This is a genomic window from Streptomyces olivochromogenes, from assembly GCF_021538895.1.
Lineage (GTDB): Bacteria > Actinomycetota > Actinomycetes > Streptomycetales > Streptomycetaceae > Streptomyces > Streptomyces olivochromogenes_A.
This window is the reverse complement of sequence record NZ_JADDRL010000055.1, coordinates 15,825-32,445: the sequence shown is the minus strand read 5'-3', so window position 1 is coordinate 32,445 and position 16,621 is coordinate 15,825. Positions and strand designations below refer to the sequence as shown.

Genomic DNA, 16,621 nt, shown 5'->3' with positions numbered 1-16,621 from the left:
CTGACCGGCGAAAATCCGGTCACACCCGCCTAGAGTGGAATGGAGTTCAGGACGTCCTTGGGGGTACGGCGTGGCGAACGGCGGACCGGTCGAGCACGGCTATCCACATCTGGAGACGGTGCGGGCCGCGATCACCGCGCTGTACAAGCGCCTGTCGTGCGACACCGTCCAGACCTTCGCGGCCAGCGTGGCCCCCGCCGACGTGGCCTTCTGCGACACCGACGACCTGTATCTGGGCGCGCAGCGGGTGGCCCGCGAGATCGTGCGGCACTTCCGGCTGCCGGACGCCCGGCTGATCGTCAGCTTCCGGGAGATGAACCACGCGGCGAACGTCGAACTCGCGGCGGGCCCCGAGTACTTCGTCGAGCTGAACGACCGGTTCCGCACCCACCGCAGGGACATCGGCGCGGCCCTCGCCCACGAGGTGATGCACGTCTATCTGCACCGCATGGACCTCGCCTTCCCCACGACGGCGGAGAACGAGATCCTCACGGACACGGCGACGACCTACCTGGGCGCGGGCTGGCTCCTGCTGGACGCGTACCGGGAGGACTCGGCGTCGTCCCAGAAGCTCGGCTATCTCACACCCGAGGAGTTCGGGTACGTCCTGGCGAAACGCTCCCTGGTGTTCCACGAGGACCCCTCGGTGTGGTTCACCAGCCCCCAGGCCTACACGGCGTACGTCAAGGGCATGGCTCAGGCCCGCCGGGACGAGGAGCAGCCCCCGCTGACCGCCGCGGGCTGGGCGGGCCGCCGCCGCTACGCCCGCGACCGGCGCCGCGCCCCCGGGCCCCAGCCCGGGGTGCCCTACACCTTCGCCCCCGACGGCGGCGGCGTCCTGCGGGTCTCCTTCCCGTGCCCGACCTGCCACCAGCGGATCCGGGTGCCGGTACGGGGGCGCGTCCGCGCGCGGTGCGGGCTGTGCCGGACGGTGCTGGAGTGCGACACGTGAGCCGGCCCCCGAAGTAGGCGGAGGCGGCCGGGGCGAGAAGCCGCCCCGGCCGCCGGATCCCGGTCTTCCGTTACGTCACGCCCCCGCTGTCTCCTCTGTCCCCGCCGCCCCTTCCTCCCCTTCTTCTTCCTCTGCCCCTTCCCCCGACACCGCTCGCCGCGGCAGCGCCGCGCGCAGTCCGGCGCACACCAGGAATCCGCCGGTCACCCAGGGCATCGCCGCCCCGAGCGCCTCGGTCATGCCCTCGTCCACGTGGTCGAAGAAGACCGTCCCGACCACCGCCGCGCCCAGCGCTCGCCCGAACTGCTGGGCCGTGGAGAAGGTCCCGGACGCGCCACCCGCGAGCTCCCCCGGCACCGCCGAGAGGACGACGTTCACCAGCGGCACGACCAGGAACCCGAGTCCGGCCCCGGCGATCACCAGGCCGGGCACCAGCGGCCACGCCCCGGTGTGCGCGGCGGCCGCGTCGTTCACGGCCGACCACACCCACCGTACGAGTGTGATCGCAAGTCCTTGGTTCGGCCGAACGAAATATTTGTCAGCCTGGAGCCATGAGCAGCGGCGGAGAGACGAACGGCGGGGCCCAGGGCGACCGGCGGGCCGAGACCCTCCAGCGCCTCATGGAGGTGGGCCGGGTGCACAGCGGCGTCACCGTGATGTTCCATTCGGCGATCGCCGCCAAGCAGGGCCTGAACGCCACGGAGGAGAAGACCCTCGACCTCCTTGAGCGTCACGGCCCGCTCACCGCGAAGGACCTCGCTCGGCTGACCGGCCTGGCCCCCGCATCCGTCACCGGGCTCGTGGACCGCCTGGAGGCCAAGGGCTTCGCCCGCCGGGTCAAGCACCCCACCGACAAGCGCCGGGTGCTCGTCGAGCTGGACCGGCAGAAGATCGGCGAACTCGCCGTGTTCTTCGAGGACTGGGCGCGCGACATCGTGGCGGCGTGCGAGGAGTTCAGCACGGAGGAGCTGGAGACCGCGATCCGCTTCCTGACCGTCATGGCCGAGGCGCAGCGCACGGCGGCCGCCCGTCTGAGCTCGTAGCGCCGCTCAGGCCCCGCGGACGGCGAGCCGCCCGCGCCTCGCGGGCACGGAGCCGCTCACGCCCCGTACACCGGCCCCGGGGTCTGCGACGCCGCCAGCAGTTTCAGTGCCGTCTCCCCCGCCTCGGCCGGTGTCCGGCGCGCCCCCTTGTCGGCGGCGGGTCCCGGTCGCCAGCCCTCCATGACGGTGATCCGGCCGCCCTCGGTCTCGAAGACGCGGCCGGTGACGCCCTCACTCGCGGCGGAGCCGAGCCAGACGACCAGGGGGGAGACGTTCTCGGGGGCCATGGCATCGAAGCCCGTGTCGGGGGCCGCCATGGTCTCGGCGAAGGTGCGTTCCGTCATCCGGGTGCGGGCCGCCGGTGCGATGGCGTTGACCTGCACGCCGTAGCGGCGCAGTTCGGCCGCCGCGACCAGGGTCAGTCCGACGATGCCGGCCTTCGCGGCGCTGTAGTTCCCCTGCCCCAGTGAGCCCAACAGCCCCGCTCCGCTGCTGGTGTTGACGATCCGGGCCACCGGCGTCCGGCCCGCCTTGGCCTCGGCACGCCAGTGCGCGGCGGCGTGCTTGAGGGGCAGGAAGTGTCCGGTGAGGTGGACACGGAGCACGGCGTCCCAGTCGTCCTCGTCGAGGTTGACGAGCATGCGGTCGCGCAGGAAGCCGGCGTTGTTGACGAGCGTGTCGAGCCGGCCGTACGTCCGCACGGCGGCCTCGACCAGGGACGCGGCCCCGGCGCTCGTGGCGATGTCGCCGCCGTGGGCGACCGCCTCGCCGCCCGCCGCGCGGATCTCCTCGACGACCCGCTCGGCCGGACTGCCGGCGCCGGGCGAGCCGTCCGGTGCGACACCCAGGTCGTTGACGACGACCCGGGCGCCCTCGGCGGCGAACGCCAGCGCGTGGGCCCGTCCGAGCCCACGCCCGGCACCCGTGACCACGACGACCCGGCCCGCGCAGATTCCGCTCATCTCACTCCTCCTTGTCGGTGGGCTTGTTGGCGGTCGCGGCGTCCAGGAACGCGGGCCGCTCCCCTCCCCCGTGCACGTGCAGGCTCGCCCCGGTGATGTAGGCGGCGGCGTCGGAGGCGAGGTAGAGGGCGGCGGCTCCGATGTCGGCGGGGGCGGCCAGCCGCCCGAGCGGCACGGTCCGCGCGACGGCCGCGATGCCGTCCTCGCCGCCGTAGTGCAGGTGGGACAGCTCGGTGCGGACCATGCCGACGACCAGGGTGTTGACCCGGACCTCCGGCGCCCACTCCACCGCCATGGAGCGGGCCAGGTTCTCCAGTCCGGCCTTGGCCGCGCCGTAGGCCGCCGAGCCCGGCGAGGGGCGACCGCCGCTGACGCTGCCGACCATCACGACCGAGCCCCGGGTCCGCCGGAGGTGCTCGTGGGCGGCGAGGGAGGCCGTCAGCGGGGCAACGAGATTCAGCTCGATCACCCGTGCGTGCCGCTCGGCGTCGGCCTCGGCGAGCAGCCGGTACGGGGTGCCGCCCGCGTTGTTGACGAGGACGTCGAGCCGGGGCAGGCCGGCGAAGAAGGCGCGGACGGCGGACGGGTCGCGCAGGTCCAGCGGGGCGAACTCCACGCCTTCGACGGGCACTTCGGGAGGCCGGCGGGCGCAGGCGACGACCCGGGCGCCGGCCTCGACGAACGCCCGCGCCACCCCGGCCCCGACACCCCGGGTGCCGCCGGTGACGACGACCGTTCTGCCGCGCAGCGAGTTATCCACAGGGCCTCCCGCTCGTCTTCGCCGACTGCTAGCTTCGAAGCCTCACACCTAACAAATGTTTGGTGGAAAGGCAGCTGAGTGCGAAGGTAGCTGATGCGTCCATGGGTGTCTCCACCTCGTCCCCGGAAAAGGGGATTTCCGTCGTCACCGTCGACTTCCCGCCGGTGAACGCGCTGCCGGTGCGCGGCTGGTTCGCCCTGGCCGACGCCGTGCGCGCGGCCGGCCGCGATCCCGAGGTGCGCTGCGTGGTGCTGGCCGCCGAGGGGCGCGGGTTCAACGCGGGCGTGGACATCAAGGAGATACAGGCGGCCGGGCAGGAGGCCCTGATCGGCGCCAACCAGGGCTGCGCGGAGGCCTTCGCGGCGGTGTACGAGTGCGAGACGCCGGTCGTCGCGGCGGTGCAGGGCTTCTGTCTGGGCGGCGGGATAGGTCTGGTGGGCAACGCGGACGCGATCGTGGCGAGCGAGGACGCCTCCTTCGGGCTGCCCGAGCTGGACCGGGGCGCGCTCGGCGCCGCCACGCATCTGGCCCGGCTGGTCCCGCAGCATCTGATGCGCGCGCTGTACTACACCTCGCGCACGGCGAGCGCGGCCGAGCTGCACGCGCACGGCTCGGTGTGGCGCGTGGTGCCGCGTGCCGGATTACGGGCGGCGGCGCTGGAGCTGGCCCGCGAGATCGCCGCCAAGGACGGGCGGCTGCTGCGCATGGCCAAGGCGGCCATCAACGGGATCGACCCCGTCGACGTGCGCCGCAGCTACCGCTTCGAACAGGGCTTCACCTTCGAGGCCAACCTCAGCGGGCTGGCCGACCGGGTCCGCGACACGTTCGGGAAGGAGGGTGCGTAGGTGAGTGACAAGACGATGACCGCCGACGAGGCGGTCTCGCGCCTGGAGAGCGGCATGACCCTCGGCATCGGCGGCTGGGGTTCCCGCCGCAAGCCCATGGCCCTGGTCAGAGCGCTGCTCCGGTCCGGGATCGGCGATCTGACGATCGTGTCGTACGGCGGTCCGGACGTCGGCATGCTCGCCGCGGCCGGACGGATCCGCAAGCTGGTCGCCGGCTTCGTCACCCTCGACTCGATCCCGCTCGAACCGCACTACCGGGCGGCGCGCGAGAGCGGGGCCTTCGAGCTGACGGAGGTCGATGAGGGCATGTTCCTGTGGGGTCTGCGGGCCGCGGCGAACCGGCTGCCGTTCCTGCCGGTGCGGGCGGGGATCGGTTCGGACGTGATGCGGGTCAACCCCGGCCTGCGGACCGTCACCTCGCCGTACGAGGACGGGGAGACGTTCGTGGCCATGCCCGCCCTGCGGCTGGACGCGGCCCTGGTCCACGTCAACCGCGCCGACCGGCTGGGCAACGGACAGTATCTGGGCCCGGACCCCTATTTCGACGACCTCTTCTGCGAGGCGGCGGACGCGGCCTACGTCTCCTGCGAACGGATCGTCGACACGGCCGAGCTGACGAAGGAGGCTGCTCCGCAGACGCTGCTCGTCAAGCGGCACACGGTGACGGGCGTGGTGGAGGCCCCGAACGGGGCGCACTTCACCTCGTGCGCGCCCGACTACGGCAGGGACGAGGGCTTGCAGAAGGAGTATGCGTCCACACCGTGGCCGCGGTTCGCCGAGCGGTTCCTCGACGGGGACGAGCAGGGGTACCAGGCGGCGGTGCGGGACTGGCGAAGGGAGCAGGGGCGATGAGTGTCACCCGCGCCGAGTACTGCGTGATCGCCTGCGCCGAGACCTGGCGCGGCGCCGGTGAGATCCTGGCCAGTCCGATGGGGCTGATCCCGTCGCTGGGCGCGCGGCTGGCCCGGCTGACCTTCGCGCCGGACCTGTTGCTGACCGACGGCGAGGCGACGCTCGTGCGGCCGGACGGGACGCCCGAGGGCTGGCTGCCGTACCGGCAGCATCTGGCCCTGGTGGCCGGCGGGCGGCGGCACGTGATGATGGGCGCGAGCCAGATCGACCGGTTCGGCAACCAGAACATCTCGTGCGTCGGCGACTGGGCCAGACCCCGTCGGCAGCTGCTCGGCGTGCGCGGGGCGACGCTCAACACGCTGAACAACCCGACGAGTTACTGGGTGCCGAGACACTCCCGGCGGGTGTTCGTGGAGCAGGTCGACATGGTGTGCGGGGTGGGGTACGACCGGGCCGCGCGGCACCCGGACACCGCCCGCTACCACCACATCGCGCGCGTCGTCTCCGACCTCGGCGTCTTCGACTTCGCCACGCCCGACCACACGATGCGGCTGGCCTCGCTGCATCCGGGGGTGGGCGTGGAGCGGGTGCGGGAGGCGACGGACTTCGCGCTCGTGGTGCCCCAGGACGTGCCGTACACCCGTGAGCCCACGGCAAAGGAGCTGCGCCTGATCCGCGAGGTGCTCGATCCCGGCGGTGCCCGGGCCCGTGAGGTGCCGGAGGCGGTGAGCGGCTGATGGAGACCGCGCTCACCCGGCTGGTCGGGGTCCGGTATCCGATCGTGCAGACGGGGATGGGCTGGGTGGCGGGCCCGCGGCTGGTCTCGGCGGCGGCGAACGCGGGCGCGCTCGGCATCCTGGCCTCCGCGACGATGACCCTCGACCAGCTGCGCACGGCGGTCCGCGAGGTGCGGTCGCGCACGGACGCGCCGTTCGGGGTGAACCTCCGGGCGGACGCGGGCGACGCCGGCGACCGGGTCCGCGTGATCATCGACGAGGGCGTGCGGGTGGCGTCGTTCGCGCTCGCGCCCTCCCGCGAGCTGATCGGCGAGCTGAAGGAGGCGGGCGTGGTCGTGATCCCGTCGATCGGAGCGCGGCGGCACGCGGAGAAGGTCGCGGCGTGGGGCGCGGACGCGGTGATCGTGCAGGGTGCGGAGGGCGGCGGGCACACCGGCGAGGTGGCGACGACCGTGCTGCTGCCGCAGGTGGTGGACGCGGTGCGGATACCCGTCGTGGCGGCGGGCGGCTTCTTCGACGGCCGGGGCCTGGTCGCGGCGCTGGCGTACGGGGCGGCGGGGGTCGCGATGGGCACGCGGTTCCTGCTCACCTCGGACTCGACGGTGCCGGACGCGGTGAAGGCCCGGTATCTGGCGGCCACGGTCCGGGACGTCACGGTCACCAGGGCGGTCGACGGTCTCCCGCACCGCATGCTGCGCACGGAGCTGGTCGACTCGCTGGAGCGCACCGGCCGCACCCGGGCGCTGTTGCGGGCGGTCCGCCGGGCGGCGGGGTTCCGGCGGCTGTCGGGGCTCGGCTGGCGGCAGATGGTCCGCGACGGGCTCGCCCTCAAGCACGGCAAGGAGCTGTCCTGGAGTCAGGTCCTGCTGGCCGCGAACACACCGATGCTGCTCAAGTCCGCGATGGTGGACGGACGTACGGACCTCGGGGTGATGGCCGCCGGACAGGTCACCGGGGTGATCGAGGACCTGCCGTCGTGTGCGGAGCTGGTGGAAAGGATGATCGCCGAGGCCGGGGAAATCATCGGCGCGCTGCCGGGGGCGGGTGCTTCAATGCGCGGATGACGGAGACGATCGACAGGCCCTGGGGCATCAGTGTGTTCGGCGCCGGCAGTGTGCGGGTCGAACCGCAGCTGGCCCGGGTGAAGCTGACGGTGGATGTGCTGGAGACCGCGCCGGACGAGGCGTTCCAGAAGGCGGGTGCGGCGGTGGCGCGGCTGCGCGAGGTGCTGCGCGGGCACGGGATAGCGGATGCCGCGGTCTCGGGATCGCGGCTCAAGCTGAGCTCGGAGTACGACGGTTACGGCGGCGACCGGAAGTTCCTCGGATACCGCTGCCAGGCCTCGTACTCCATCGAGACCGAGGCGCTCGACGCGTTGCAGCAGCTGATCGTGGACGCGGTCGACGCGGGTGCGCACCGGGTCGACCACGTGGAGTTCGACGTGCGCGACAAGCCGGCGCTGCGGGACGAGGCGCGGCGCAAGGCGGTCGCGGCCGCCCGCCGCAAGGCCGAGGTGTACACGGAGGCGGCGGGCGTGCCGCTGGGCACGGTGCTGCACATCACGGACGTGGACGCCGAGTCGCTCGGGCACGGCCGGTACCACGGCCACGGCGGCGGTGGCGGCAGCTCGGCCGGTGATCTGGCGCCGGGCCTGGTGGAGGTGTCGGCGGGCGTGCTGCTGGGCTTCTCGCTCGGCCGCTGACGCACGGCGTCCGGAGCCTGACGGGCCGGTGCCGCCGGCCCGTCGGAACCGTCAGATCCGTCAGATCCGTCAGATCCGTTCGATGATGGTGACGTTGGCTTGGCCGCCGCCCTCGCACATCGTCTGGAGTCCGAACCGGCCGCCGGTGCGCTCCAGTTCGTGCAGCAGGGTCGTCATGAGCCTGACGCCGGTCGCGCCGAGCGGGTGGCCGAGGGCGATGGCGCCACCGTTGACGTTGACCTTCTCCGGGTCGGCGCCGGTCTCCTTCAGCCAGGCCAGGACGACCGGGGCGAAGGCCTCGTTGATCTCGACGAGGTCGATCTCGTCGATGGTGAGGCCGGTCTTCTTCAGGGCGTGCGCGGTGGCCGGGATGGGGGCGGAGAGCATACGGATCGGGTCTTCGCCGCGCACGGAGAGGTGGTGGACGCGGGCGCGGGGCCGCAGCCCGTGTTCGCGCACCGCCCGCTCGGAGGCGAGCAGCATCGCGGCGGCGCCGTCGGAGACCTGCGAGGAGCAGGCGGCGGTGATGGTGCCGCCGTCGACGACCGGCTTCAGCGCGGCCATCTTCTCCAGGGAGGTGTCCCGGCGCGGGCCCTCGTCGGTGGTGACGTCCCCGTGGGACACGAGTTCGCGGTCGAAGCGGCCCTCGTCGATCGCCCGCAGCGCCCGCCGGTGCGAGCGCAGCGCGAACTCCTCCTGGTCCTGCCGGCCGATGCCCCACTTGGCGGCGATCATCTCGGCGCCGGCGAACTGGTTGACGGGCTGCGTCCCGTACCGGGCCCGCCAGCCCGAGCTGCCCAGGAAGGGGCCGTCGGTCAGTCCCAGCGGCTCGGCGGCCTGCCGGGAGGCGAAGGCGATGGGGATCTGCGACATGTTCTGCACGCCGCCCGCGACCACCAGGTCCTGGGTGCCGGACAGGACGGCCTGCGCCGCGAAGTGCACGGCCTGCTGGGAGGAGCCGCACTGCCGGTCGACGGTCACGCCCGGCACCTCATCGGGCAGTCCGGCGGCCAGCCAGCAGGTGCGGGCGATGTCGCCGGCCTGCGGGCCCACCGCGTCCAGGCAGCCGAAGACGACGTCCTCGACGGCGCCCGGGTCCACGCCGGCCCGTGCGACGAGTTCCTTGAGCACATGGGCGCCCAGGTCGGCCGGGTGGACGGCGCTCAGTCCGCCCCCGCGCCGTCCGACCGGCGTCCGGACCGCTTCGACGATGTAGGCCTCGGCCATGGCAACTCCCCAGTGAGTCACGTGCGTACGGCGATCCCGTCCAGCACCATCGACAGGTACTGGCGGGCGATCTCCTCCGGGCTGTGCAGTCCGCCGGGCCGGTACCAGGACGCCGCGACCCAGACCGTGTCGCGCACGAAGCGGTAGGTGAGCCGGACATCGAGGTCGTACCGGAAGACGCGCGCGGCGACCCCGCGCTCCAGCGTGGACAGCCACGCCTTCTCGAACTTGCGCTGCGAGTCGGCGAGGAACGTGAACCGCTCCTGCGCGACCAGCTGTCTGGATTCCTTCTGGTAGATCGCGACGGCGGCGCGGTGCCGGTCGATCTCCCGGAACGACTCGGTGACCAGCGCCTCCAGCGTCTCGCGCGGGCCGTGTCCGGCGGCCAGGACGGTGTCGTAGCCGTCCCAGAGCTCGTCGAGGAAGGTCCGCAGGATCTCCTCCAGCATCGACTCCTTGGAGTCGAAGTGGTAGTAGAGGCTGCCCGCGAGCATGCCCGCGTGGTCCGCGATCTTCCGTACGGTGGTGGCGTTGTAGCCCTGTTCGGCGAAGACCTCGGCGGCGGTGCCGAGGAGTTCGCGGCGCCGGGCTTGAGCGGCGGTGGCCGCGGGCTTCTTCTCGGCGGCGGGCTTCTTCCCGGCGCTCGCCCGGGCGTTGGTCTCGGCACTCGCCCGGGCCTTCTTCGCGGCGGTCACCTGGGGCTTCTTCTTGGTCGGCACGGGTCCATTGTGGTCTGCACCGTCCCCTCACGGATGCTGGCTGCTGACGGAGACGACCTCTCCGGTCAGATACGAGGAATAGCCGGAGGCCAGGAAGACGATCGCGTTGGCCACCTCCCACGGCTCCGCGTACCGCCCGAAGGCCTCGCGGGCGGTGAGCTCCTCCAGCAGTTCGGGGGTGGTCACCTTCGCGAGGTGGGGGTGCATGGCGAGGCTCGGTGCCACCGCGTTGACCCGCACCCCGTAGGCGGCGGCTTCCACAGCCGCGCACCTGGTCAGGGCCATGACGCCCGCCTTCGCGGCGGCGTAGTGCGCCTGCCCGGCCTGGGCGCGCCAGCCGACGACGGAGGCGTTGTTGACGATCACGCCGCCGCCGCTCCGCCTCATCGCGCGCAGCGCCGCCCGGGTGCACCGGAAGGTGCCGTTCAGCGTCACGTCCAGGACGCGGGACCACTGCTCGTCGGTCATGTCGACCAGATCGCAGGTCCCGCCCAGTCCGGCGTTGTTGACGACGATGTCCAGCCGCCCGTGGTCCCGCACGGCGGTGTCGAACAGGGCCCGCACCTGGGACTCGTCGGTGACGTCACAGGGGAGCGCGGTCACGGATCCCGGGTGTGCGCGGACCAGTTCGGCCTCGTGCTCCTTCAGCCGGCGCGCGTGCGCGTCGCTGATCAGCACGCGCGCGCCCTCCTCCAGGAAGCGGCGCGCGGTCGCCCCGCCGATCCCGGCGCCGGCCGCCGCGGTGATGACGGCGGTGCGCCCCTTCAGCAGCCCGTGCCCGGGCACGTACTCCGGACTCTCGACGCCTGTCATGGGGCCACGCTAACCTACCAAACACTTGTTAGGGAAGGTTGGCGACCAGGACCAGGGAAGGACGGTCACCGTGGACCTCACCCACGCTCCGGCGGACGAGGAGTTCCGCGCCGAGGCCCGCGCCTGGCTCCGGGCGCATGTGCCCGCAGTGCCGCTGCCCTCCCTGGAGACCGCGGAGGGCTTCGCCGCGCACCGCGTCTGGGAGGCCGAACTGGCCGTGGACCACTGGTCGGTGGTGTCCTGGCCGCCGGAGTACGGCGGCCGGGGCGAGGGGCTGATGCGGTGGCTGATCTTCGAGGAGGAGTACTACGCGGCGGGCGCGCCGGGCCGGGTGAGCCAGAACGGCATCAGCCTGCTCGCCCCGACCCTCTTCGACCACGGCACGGACGAGCAGCGCGCGCGGGTGCTGCCGCCGATGGCCCGGGGCGAGGTGATCTGGGCGCAGGCCTGGTCCGAGCCGGAGGCGGGCTCCGACCTGGCGTCCCTCACCTCCAGGGCCGTGCGTACGGACAGGGGCTGGCTGCTGAGCGGGCTGAAGACATGGTCGTCTCGGGCCGCGTTCGCCGACCGGGCCTTCGGGCTCTTCCGCACCGATCCCGGCCTGCCCAAGCCCCACCAGGGCCTGACCTACCTCATGTTCGACCTGCGGGCGCCCGGTGTCACGGTCCGCCCGATCGGCCGCCTCGACGGGAAGCCCGCGTTCGCCGAGCTGTTCCTGGACGAGGTGTTCGTACCGGACGAGGACGTGATCGGCGCGCCCGGCGAGGGCTGGCGGATCGCCATGTCGACGGCGGGCAACGAACGCGGGCTGACGCTGCGCTCGCCCGGCCGCTTCCTCGCCTGCGCCGACCGGATCCGCGAGTTGTGGCGCACCCAGGGCAGCCCGGAGTCCGCGCGCGCCCAGGTGGCCGACGCCCTGATCGGCGCCCGCGCCTACCAACTGTTCACCTACGCGGCCGCCTCCCGCTTCCTGGACGGCGAGACGCTCGGGCCGCGGTCCAGCCTGAACAAGGTCTTCTGGTCCGAGTACGACCTCGCGCTGCACGAGACGGCGCTCGATCTCCTGGGCGACGAGGGCGAGCGGGCGGACGGCGCCTGGGCGGAGGGCTATGTCTTCTCCCTCGCCGGCCCCATCTACGCGGGCACGAACGAGATCCAGCGGGACATCATCGCCGAGCGTCTGCTCGGCCTGCCGAAGGGACGCCGCTGATGCGCTTCCTCCTCGACCCCGAGCAACGCGCCTTCGCCGACTCCCTGCACGCGATGCTCACGGCCTCGGACACGCCGTCGGTCGCCCGGGACTGGAGCCGCGGCGAGCGGGCGAGCGGCCGCGCGCTGTGGTCCCGGCTCGCGGAGGCGGGGGTGTTCGGGCTGGCGGTTCCAGAGGCGTACGGGGGGGTCGGGCCGCTCCCGGTGGAGCTCGCCGTGGCCTTCGTGGAACTGGGGCGGCACGCGGTGCCCGGCCCGCTGGTGGAGACGGTGGCGGCGGCCGCCCTGCTCACCGCGCTGGACGACACGGGCCCGGCCAAACGGCTGCTGCCCGAGCTGGCCTCGGGCGAGACGACGGCCACCCTGGCCCTGGGGTCGGCGCACGTGCTGGACGCGGACGCGGCGGACGTGCTCCTGACGGCGGCGCCCTCGCACGGCCCGACGCGCGCGGCCGACGCCGACTCGGAGGCGCCCCGGACCGCCGCGTTACGCCTGGCTCCGCCGGTCCGGTCCCACGCGCCGATCCCGTCCCTCGACCCGACCCGGCGGCTCTTCCCCTCCCCCACCGGCGGTGAACTCCTCGCCGCCGGACCGCAGGTCGCCGCGGCCGTCGAGCAGGCGCTCACCCGGGCCCGTCTCGCCACCGCCGCCCAAGCCCTCGGCGTCGGTCTCGCCCTCCTCGACAAGACGGTCGCCTACGTCCGGCAGCGCACTCAGTTCGGCGTCCCCGTCGGCTCGTTCCAGGCGGTCAAGCACCGGCTGGCCGACGCGGCCATCGCCCTCGAATTCGCCCGGCCCCTGGTCTTCGGCGCCGCGCTGACCAGGGATCCGGCGGACGTGGCCGCCGCCAAGCTGACGGCCTGCGAGGCGGCGTACACCACCGCCCGCGCGGCGCTGCAACTGCACGGCGCGATCGGGTACACCGCCGAGTACGAGCTGTCCCTGTGGCTGACCAAGGCCCGCGTCCTGCGCACGGTCTGGGGCGGTCCCGACGCGTGCCGGGACCTGGTCCTCAGTGGTGGTGATCGCCGCTGGTGAGCTCCCGGTACTCCTCGCGCGTCGGCTTCGGGATGTGCGTGTCGGGCCCGAACATCGCCCGGGCCAGCCGGGCCCGCACCCGCTGGGACACGGTGACCTGCCGCCGTACCCCGTTGGCGTCCTGAAGGGGGCCGAGCTCGTACGGCGGGTTCTGCTCGTGCTGGGTGAGGGTGAACAGCCGGTCCTGGGTGAGGGGTTCGTGGACCTCGACGTACTCGCCGTGCGGGAGCCGCCTGATGACTCCGGTCTCCCGGCCGTGCAGCACCTTGTCCCGGTCCCGGCGCTGCAGTCCCAGACAGACCCGCTTGGTCACCACGAAGGCGAGGACCGGCACGACGAAGACGGCGATCCTGACGAACCAGGTGATCAGGTTGATCGACAGATGGAGATGGGTGGCCACGATGTCGTTGCCGCCGCCGATCAGCAGCACCCCGTACAGGCTCAGCCAGGCCACTCCGAGCCCGGTGCGCACGGGCGCGTTGCGCGGCCGGTCCAGGATGTGGTGTTCGCGCTTGTCGCCGGTGATCCACGCCTCGAAGAAGGGGTAGACGCCGATGGCGAGCAGGATCAGCGGGAAGAGCGAGAACGGGATGAGGACGCCCAGCGCCAGGGTGTGGCCCCAGGCGTTGATCTCCCATCCCGGCATCACCCGGATCAGGCCCTCGGAGAAGCCGAGGTACCAGTCGGGCTGCGCGCCGGTGGTCACCAGGTCGGGGCGGTAGGGCCCGAAGGCCCACACGGGGTTGATGCTGGCGATCCCGCCGAGCAGCGCGAGGACGCCGAAGGTGAGGAAGAAGAAGCCGCCGGCCTTGGCCATGTAGACGGGGAGGAAGGGCATGCCGACCACGCTCTTCTGGTCCCGTCCGGGGCCGGGGTACTGGGTGTGCTTGTGGTAGAAGACCAGGATCAGGTGGACCACGACCAGGCCCAGCATGATCCCGGGCAGCAGCAGGACGTGGACCGGGAAGAGCCGCGAGATGATGTCGTGGCCGGGGAACTCTCCTCCGAACAGGAAGAAGGAGATGTACGTCCCCACGATCGGGATGGACAGGATCGCGCCGTCGGCGAAGCGGATGCCGGTGCCGGAGAGCAGGTCGTCCGGGAGCGAGTAGCCGGTCAGGCCGGTGAGGATGGCGAGGAACAGCAGGGTCCAGCCGAACACCCAGTTGAGCTCGCGCGGCTTGCGGAACGCGCCGGTGAAGAACACCCGCATCATGTGCACGAGCATGCCGGCGACGAAGACCAGCGCCGCCCAGTGGTGGATCTGCCGGATCAGCAGGCCGCCGCGTACGTCGAAGCTGATGTGCAGCGTCGACTCGTACGCCTTGGTCATCACGATGCCGTTGAGCGGGCCGTAGGAGCCGTGGTAGACGACCTCGGCACCGCTCGGCTCGAAGAAGAGCGTGAGGTAGATGCCGGTGAGGATCAGGACGAGAAAGCTGTAGAGACAGACCTCGCCCAGCATGAAGGACCAGTGGTCCGGGAACACCTTGCGCATGTTGGACTTGGCGAGGGCGTAGAGCCCGAGCCGTCCGTCGGTCCAGTCGGCGAACTTCTCACCCTTGCCGGGCTCGCCCCTGCGGGCAGTGCCCTCGCGTACCGGGCCCGTGCGGGCGGACCCCTCGTGCACGGAGCCCTCGCGGACGGAACCGCCCGTCCGTGCCGCTCCGTCGACCGTTCGTGCGCCGTCGTCCATGCGTCGCGTCGCCTCCCCCAGCGGATGACCTCAGGGTGGCACGGCGGCACGGCCAAGCCAACGGTACGTACCGGACGCCGGATCGGTCAGGTCCGTACGATCCCCTGGGCCCGGGCGGCCGCGAGCCACTGCGGGAACTCGCCCACGATCCGGTCGTACAGCTCGGCGTCGGACACCCGGCGCGGATCCGAACCGGCATGGAAGAAGCCCGCGTTGTCCACCGCCCGCTTGCCGGGCACCGCCAGCTCGTCCAGCTTGCGCAGGAAGTCGAACTGCTTGCTGCTTCGGTCACCGAAGCCGATGAACTGCCAGAACAGCGGCAGCCTGGCCGCCTTGCACAGGTAGCGTTCCGCGGCGAGCTTGTTGATCGGGCCGCCGTCGGTCTGGAAGACGACGAGGGCGGGGGCGGTGGAGCCGCTGTCGAGGTAGTGGTCGATGACCGCGTCCATCGCCAGGTGGTAGCTGGTCTTGCCCATGTGCCCGAGCCCGGCCGCGATCCGGTCGATACGGCCGTGGTGATCGGCGAGGGCGATGTCGGTGACGGCGTCGATGTCCGTCGAGAAGAACACCACCGGTACCCGGCCGTCGTCGTCGAGGTGCGCGGACAGGCCGAGCACGCGGTCGGCGAGCGCCTGCACGCTGCCGTCCTTGTAGTACGGCTTCATCGAGCCGGAGTGGTCGACCACCAAGTAGACGGCGGCCCGCAGGCCGTCCAGCCCGTGTTTGGTGAGGGACACGCCGGCGGTGCGGTAGGGGCCGACCAGCGCGGGCGCGGTCTCCTCCAGCTTGCTGAGACTGATCGCGGCCATCAGGACTCCCCCTCGCTCCCGTTCCGGAGACCGAGAGTACGTGATCAGCCGCCCCTCCTCTCTCCACTGTCACACCAGTTCGCTATTTTGTTCGCCGCCGTCCCCACCGGCTCTCACCCCCTGTCCCCACCCCTTCCGAGGAGCCGGCCGTGGATGCCGAATCCCCCGAGTCCACCGTCACCACCTGCTACCGCCATCCCAAGGTGGAGTCCCACGTCCGCTGCACCCGCTGCGACCGGTACATCTGCCCCGACTGCATGCGTGAGGCGGCCGTCGGTCACCAGTGCGTGGAGTGCGTGCGGGAGGGCGCCCGGTCGGTACGGCAGGCGCGCACGGCGTTCGGCGGCCGGATCACGGCCGTGCCGATGGTGACGTATGTCCTCATCGGGCTCAATGTGCTCGCCTATCTCGCCGAGTTGGCGCGCCCCTCGGTGGTGGACCGGTTCGACATGCTGGGGACCGTGCCCGCGGGCTACCTGCCGGAGGGCGTGGCCCACGGGGAGTGGTACCGGCTGCTGACCGGGGCGTTTTTGCACCTGCCGCCCACCGGGGGCACGTTCGGCATCCTGCACATCGTGATGAACATGGTGTCGCTGTGGAACCTGGGCCGGGTGGTGGAGGCGCAGCTGGGCCGCGTGCGGTTCACGGCCCTGTATCTGCTGTCGGCGCTCGGCGGCTCGGTCCTGGTGCTGCTGATCGCACCCGAGACGCCCACGCTCGGCGCGTCCGGCGCGATCTTCGGGCTGGGCGCCGCGTACTACGTCATGGCCCGCCGCCTGGGCGCCGACATGAACGCCGTCAACCGCTTCATGGCGGGTCTGCTGCTGTGGCTGGTGATCTCCGCGTGGGCCACGTCCTGGCAGGGCCACCTCGGCGGCCTACTGACGGGCGCCGCGGTGACACTGGCCTACGCGTACGTACCCCGGGGCCCCCGCCGGGCCCTGATCCAGACCGCGGTGTGCGTGGCGGTGCTCGCGCTCCTGGTGATCCTGACGATCACCAAGGCCACGGAACTGACGGGCGGCGCCGCGTAGTCGGAGCCTGGGCGCGGGCCGAGTGCGTGAAGCCGGACGGGCGCGCGGGACCGGGCGGGCGGACCCGGTCGGGCGGGCGCTCGGCCCAGGCGGCCGCTCGGGCCCGGGCGGGCGCACGAAGTCTGCAGGGTGCGTGGTGCCGGCGGCGGACGCAGGACCGGGCGAGAACACTGAGCCTGCCGGGTGCTCGGGACTGACGACGAGCGCGGCGCCGGGCGGAAGC

At 72.4% G+C, this 16,621-nt stretch carries 18 protein-coding genes; 10 read left to right on the top strand and 8 right to left on the bottom strand.

The genetic code is table 11. The features are described 5' to 3' along the window. Positions 1–70 precede the first annotated feature (70 nt). Positions 71–952, top strand: coding sequence for a hypothetical protein (locus IPZ69_RS26100; protein ID WP_235456918.1), 882 nt, complete (start codon positions 71–73; stop codon positions 950–952). A 75-nt stretch (positions 953–1,027) separates the two neighbouring features. Here the strand turns inward: IPZ69_RS26100 and IPZ69_RS26095 are convergent, their stop codons facing one another. After that, a complete protein-coding gene (locus IPZ69_RS26095) occupies positions 1,028–1,426 on the bottom strand; it encodes a hypothetical protein (protein ID WP_235456917.1) in 399 nt (132 codons plus the stop codon). 77 nt (positions 1,427–1,503) lie between these two features. On the opposite strand from IPZ69_RS26095, the gene IPZ69_RS26090 reads away from it, so the two are divergent. Further along, on the top strand, positions 1,504–1,995 hold the full coding sequence (locus IPZ69_RS26090; RefSeq protein WP_235456916.1) for a MarR family winged helix-turn-helix transcriptional regulator: 492 nt from the start codon (positions 1,504–1,506) through the stop codon (positions 1,993–1,995). Positions 1,996–2,051: 56 nt separating this feature from the next. Here IPZ69_RS26090 and IPZ69_RS26085 read toward each other — a convergent pair whose 3' ends face one another. Next, a complete protein-coding gene (locus IPZ69_RS26085) occupies positions 2,052–2,957 on the bottom strand; it encodes an SDR family oxidoreductase (protein ID WP_235456915.1) in 906 nt (301 codons plus the stop codon). Between the two features lies 1 nt (position 2,958). Next, entirely contained in the window at positions 2,959–3,717 is a 759-nt protein-coding gene (locus IPZ69_RS26080; RefSeq protein WP_235456914.1) for an SDR family oxidoreductase, read from the bottom strand. 101 nt (positions 3,718–3,818) lie between these two features. On the opposite strand from IPZ69_RS26080, the gene IPZ69_RS26075 reads away from it, so the two are divergent. The 5 genes from IPZ69_RS26075 to IPZ69_RS26055 are packed head-to-tail and all read left to right on the top strand — an operon-like array spanning position 3,819 to position 7,853. After that, positions 3,819–4,562 (top strand): enoyl-CoA hydratase family protein, encoded by a 744-nt coding sequence (locus IPZ69_RS26075; protein ID WP_235456913.1) that lies wholly within the window; start codon positions 3,819–3,821, stop codon positions 4,560–4,562. Beyond that, positions 4,563–5,414 (top strand): CoA transferase subunit A, encoded by an 852-nt coding sequence (locus tag IPZ69_RS26070; protein ID WP_235456911.1) that lies wholly within the window; start codon positions 4,563–4,565, stop codon positions 5,412–5,414. Further along, positions 5,411–6,151: a CoA-transferase subunit beta gene (locus IPZ69_RS26065; RefSeq protein ID WP_235456910.1), complete on the top strand. Its 741-nt coding sequence runs from the start codon at positions 5,411–5,413 to the stop codon at positions 6,149–6,151. Before IPZ69_RS26070 ends, IPZ69_RS26065 begins: the two co-directional genes overlap by 4 nt. Continuing rightward, the gene (locus IPZ69_RS26060) at positions 6,151–7,215 is read left to right on the top strand and encodes an NAD(P)H-dependent flavin oxidoreductase (RefSeq protein ID WP_235456909.1); all 1,065 of its coding nucleotides are present in this window, start codon (positions 6,151–6,153) and stop codon (positions 7,213–7,215) included. Before IPZ69_RS26065 ends, IPZ69_RS26060 begins: the two co-directional genes overlap by 1 nt. Next, on the top strand, positions 7,212–7,853 hold the full coding sequence (locus tag IPZ69_RS26055; RefSeq protein WP_235456908.1) for an SIMPL domain-containing protein: 642 nt from the start codon (positions 7,212–7,214) through the stop codon (positions 7,851–7,853). The genes IPZ69_RS26060 and IPZ69_RS26055 overlap by 4 nt, the downstream gene beginning before the upstream one ends. A gap of 69 nt (positions 7,854–7,922) precedes the next feature. Here IPZ69_RS26055 and IPZ69_RS26050 read toward each other — a convergent pair whose 3' ends face one another. Genes IPZ69_RS26050 through IPZ69_RS26040 form a run of 3 tightly spaced genes read right to left on the bottom strand, consistent with a single transcriptional unit; the run spans position 7,923 to position 10,612 of the window. Beyond that, positions 7,923–9,080, bottom strand: coding sequence for an acetyl-CoA C-acetyltransferase (locus IPZ69_RS26050; RefSeq protein WP_235456907.1), 1,158 nt, complete (start codon positions 9,078–9,080; stop codon positions 7,923–7,925). Positions 9,081–9,097: 17 nt separating this feature from the next. After that, positions 9,098–9,799, bottom strand: a complete 702-nt coding sequence (locus tag IPZ69_RS26045) for a TetR/AcrR family transcriptional regulator (RefSeq protein WP_235456906.1) — start codon at positions 9,797–9,799, stop codon at positions 9,098–9,100. A 27-nt stretch (positions 9,800–9,826) separates the two neighbouring features. Beyond that, entirely contained in the window at positions 9,827–10,612 is a 786-nt protein-coding gene (locus IPZ69_RS26040; RefSeq protein ID WP_235456905.1) for an SDR family oxidoreductase, read from the bottom strand. A 70-nt stretch (positions 10,613–10,682) separates the two neighbouring features. Between IPZ69_RS26040 and IPZ69_RS26035 the strand changes: the two genes are divergently transcribed. Then, positions 10,683–11,822, top strand: a complete 1,140-nt coding sequence (locus IPZ69_RS26035; protein ID WP_235456904.1) for an acyl-CoA dehydrogenase family protein — start codon at positions 10,683–10,685, stop codon at positions 11,820–11,822. Continuing rightward, on the top strand, positions 11,822–12,859 hold the full coding sequence (locus IPZ69_RS26030) for an acyl-CoA dehydrogenase family protein (RefSeq protein WP_235456902.1): 1,038 nt from the start codon (positions 11,822–11,824) through the stop codon (positions 12,857–12,859). The genes IPZ69_RS26035 and IPZ69_RS26030 overlap by 1 nt, the downstream gene beginning before the upstream one ends. Here the strand turns inward: IPZ69_RS26030 and qcrB are convergent. Together qcrB and IPZ69_RS26020 are read right to left on the bottom strand one after the other, a co-directional pair. Next, positions 12,834–14,555 carry a cytochrome bc1 complex cytochrome b subunit gene (qcrB, locus tag IPZ69_RS26025; protein ID WP_235456901.1) on the bottom strand — a complete coding sequence of 574 codons (1,722 nt, stop codon included), beginning with the start codon at positions 14,553–14,555 and terminating at the stop codon, positions 12,834–12,836. The genes IPZ69_RS26030 and qcrB overlap by 26 nt on opposite strands. Before the next feature lie 86 nt (positions 14,556–14,641). Next, complete coding sequence (locus IPZ69_RS26020; RefSeq protein WP_235456900.1) at positions 14,642–15,364, bottom strand: vWA domain-containing protein; 723 nt, start codon at positions 15,362–15,364, stop codon at positions 14,642–14,644. A 149-nt stretch (positions 15,365–15,513) separates the two neighbouring features. Here IPZ69_RS26020 and IPZ69_RS26015 point away from each other — a divergent pair, with 149 nt between their 5' ends. Then, positions 15,514–16,398, top strand: coding sequence for a rhomboid family intramembrane serine protease (locus IPZ69_RS26015; protein ID WP_235456899.1), 885 nt, complete (start codon positions 15,514–15,516; stop codon positions 16,396–16,398). Positions 16,399–16,621: the final 223 nt, after the last annotated feature.

Excerpts from the sequence above, each read along its gene's own strand:
- IPZ69_RS26090 (WP_235456916.1), top strand. The coding sequence starts at position 1,504 with ATGAGCAGCGGCGGAGAGACGAACGGCGGGGCCCAGGGCGACCGGCGG.
- IPZ69_RS26085 (WP_235456915.1), bottom strand. The coding sequence starts at position 2,957 with ATGAGCGGAATCTGCGCGGGCCGGGTCGTCGTGGTCACGGGTGCCGGG.
- IPZ69_RS26075 (WP_235456913.1), top strand. The coding sequence starts at position 3,819 with ATGGGTGTCTCCACCTCGTCCCCGGAAAAGGGGATTTCCGTCGTCACC.
- IPZ69_RS26065 (WP_235456910.1), top strand. The coding sequence starts at position 5,411 with ATGAGTGTCACCCGCGCCGAGTACTGCGTGATCGCCTGCGCCGAGACC.
- IPZ69_RS26060 (WP_235456909.1), top strand. The coding sequence starts at position 6,151 with ATGGAGACCGCGCTCACCCGGCTGGTCGGGGTCCGGTATCCGATCGTG.
- IPZ69_RS26055 (WP_235456908.1), top strand. The coding sequence starts at position 7,212 with ATGACGGAGACGATCGACAGGCCCTGGGGCATCAGTGTGTTCGGCGCC.
- IPZ69_RS26050 (WP_235456907.1), bottom strand. The coding sequence starts at position 9,080 with ATGGCCGAGGCCTACATCGTCGAAGCGGTCCGGACGCCGGTCGGACGG.
- IPZ69_RS26040 (WP_235456905.1), bottom strand. The coding sequence starts at position 10,612 with ATGACAGGCGTCGAGAGTCCGGAGTACGTGCCCGGGCACGGGCTGCTG.
- IPZ69_RS26030 (WP_235456902.1), top strand. The coding sequence starts at position 11,822 with ATGCGCTTCCTCCTCGACCCCGAGCAACGCGCCTTCGCCGACTCCCTG.
- qcrB (WP_235456901.1), bottom strand. The coding sequence starts at position 14,555 with ATGGACGACGGCGCACGAACGGTCGACGGAGCGGCACGGACGGGCGGT.
- IPZ69_RS26020 (WP_235456900.1), bottom strand. The coding sequence starts at position 15,364 with ATGGCCGCGATCAGTCTCAGCAAGCTGGAGGAGACCGCGCCCGCGCTG.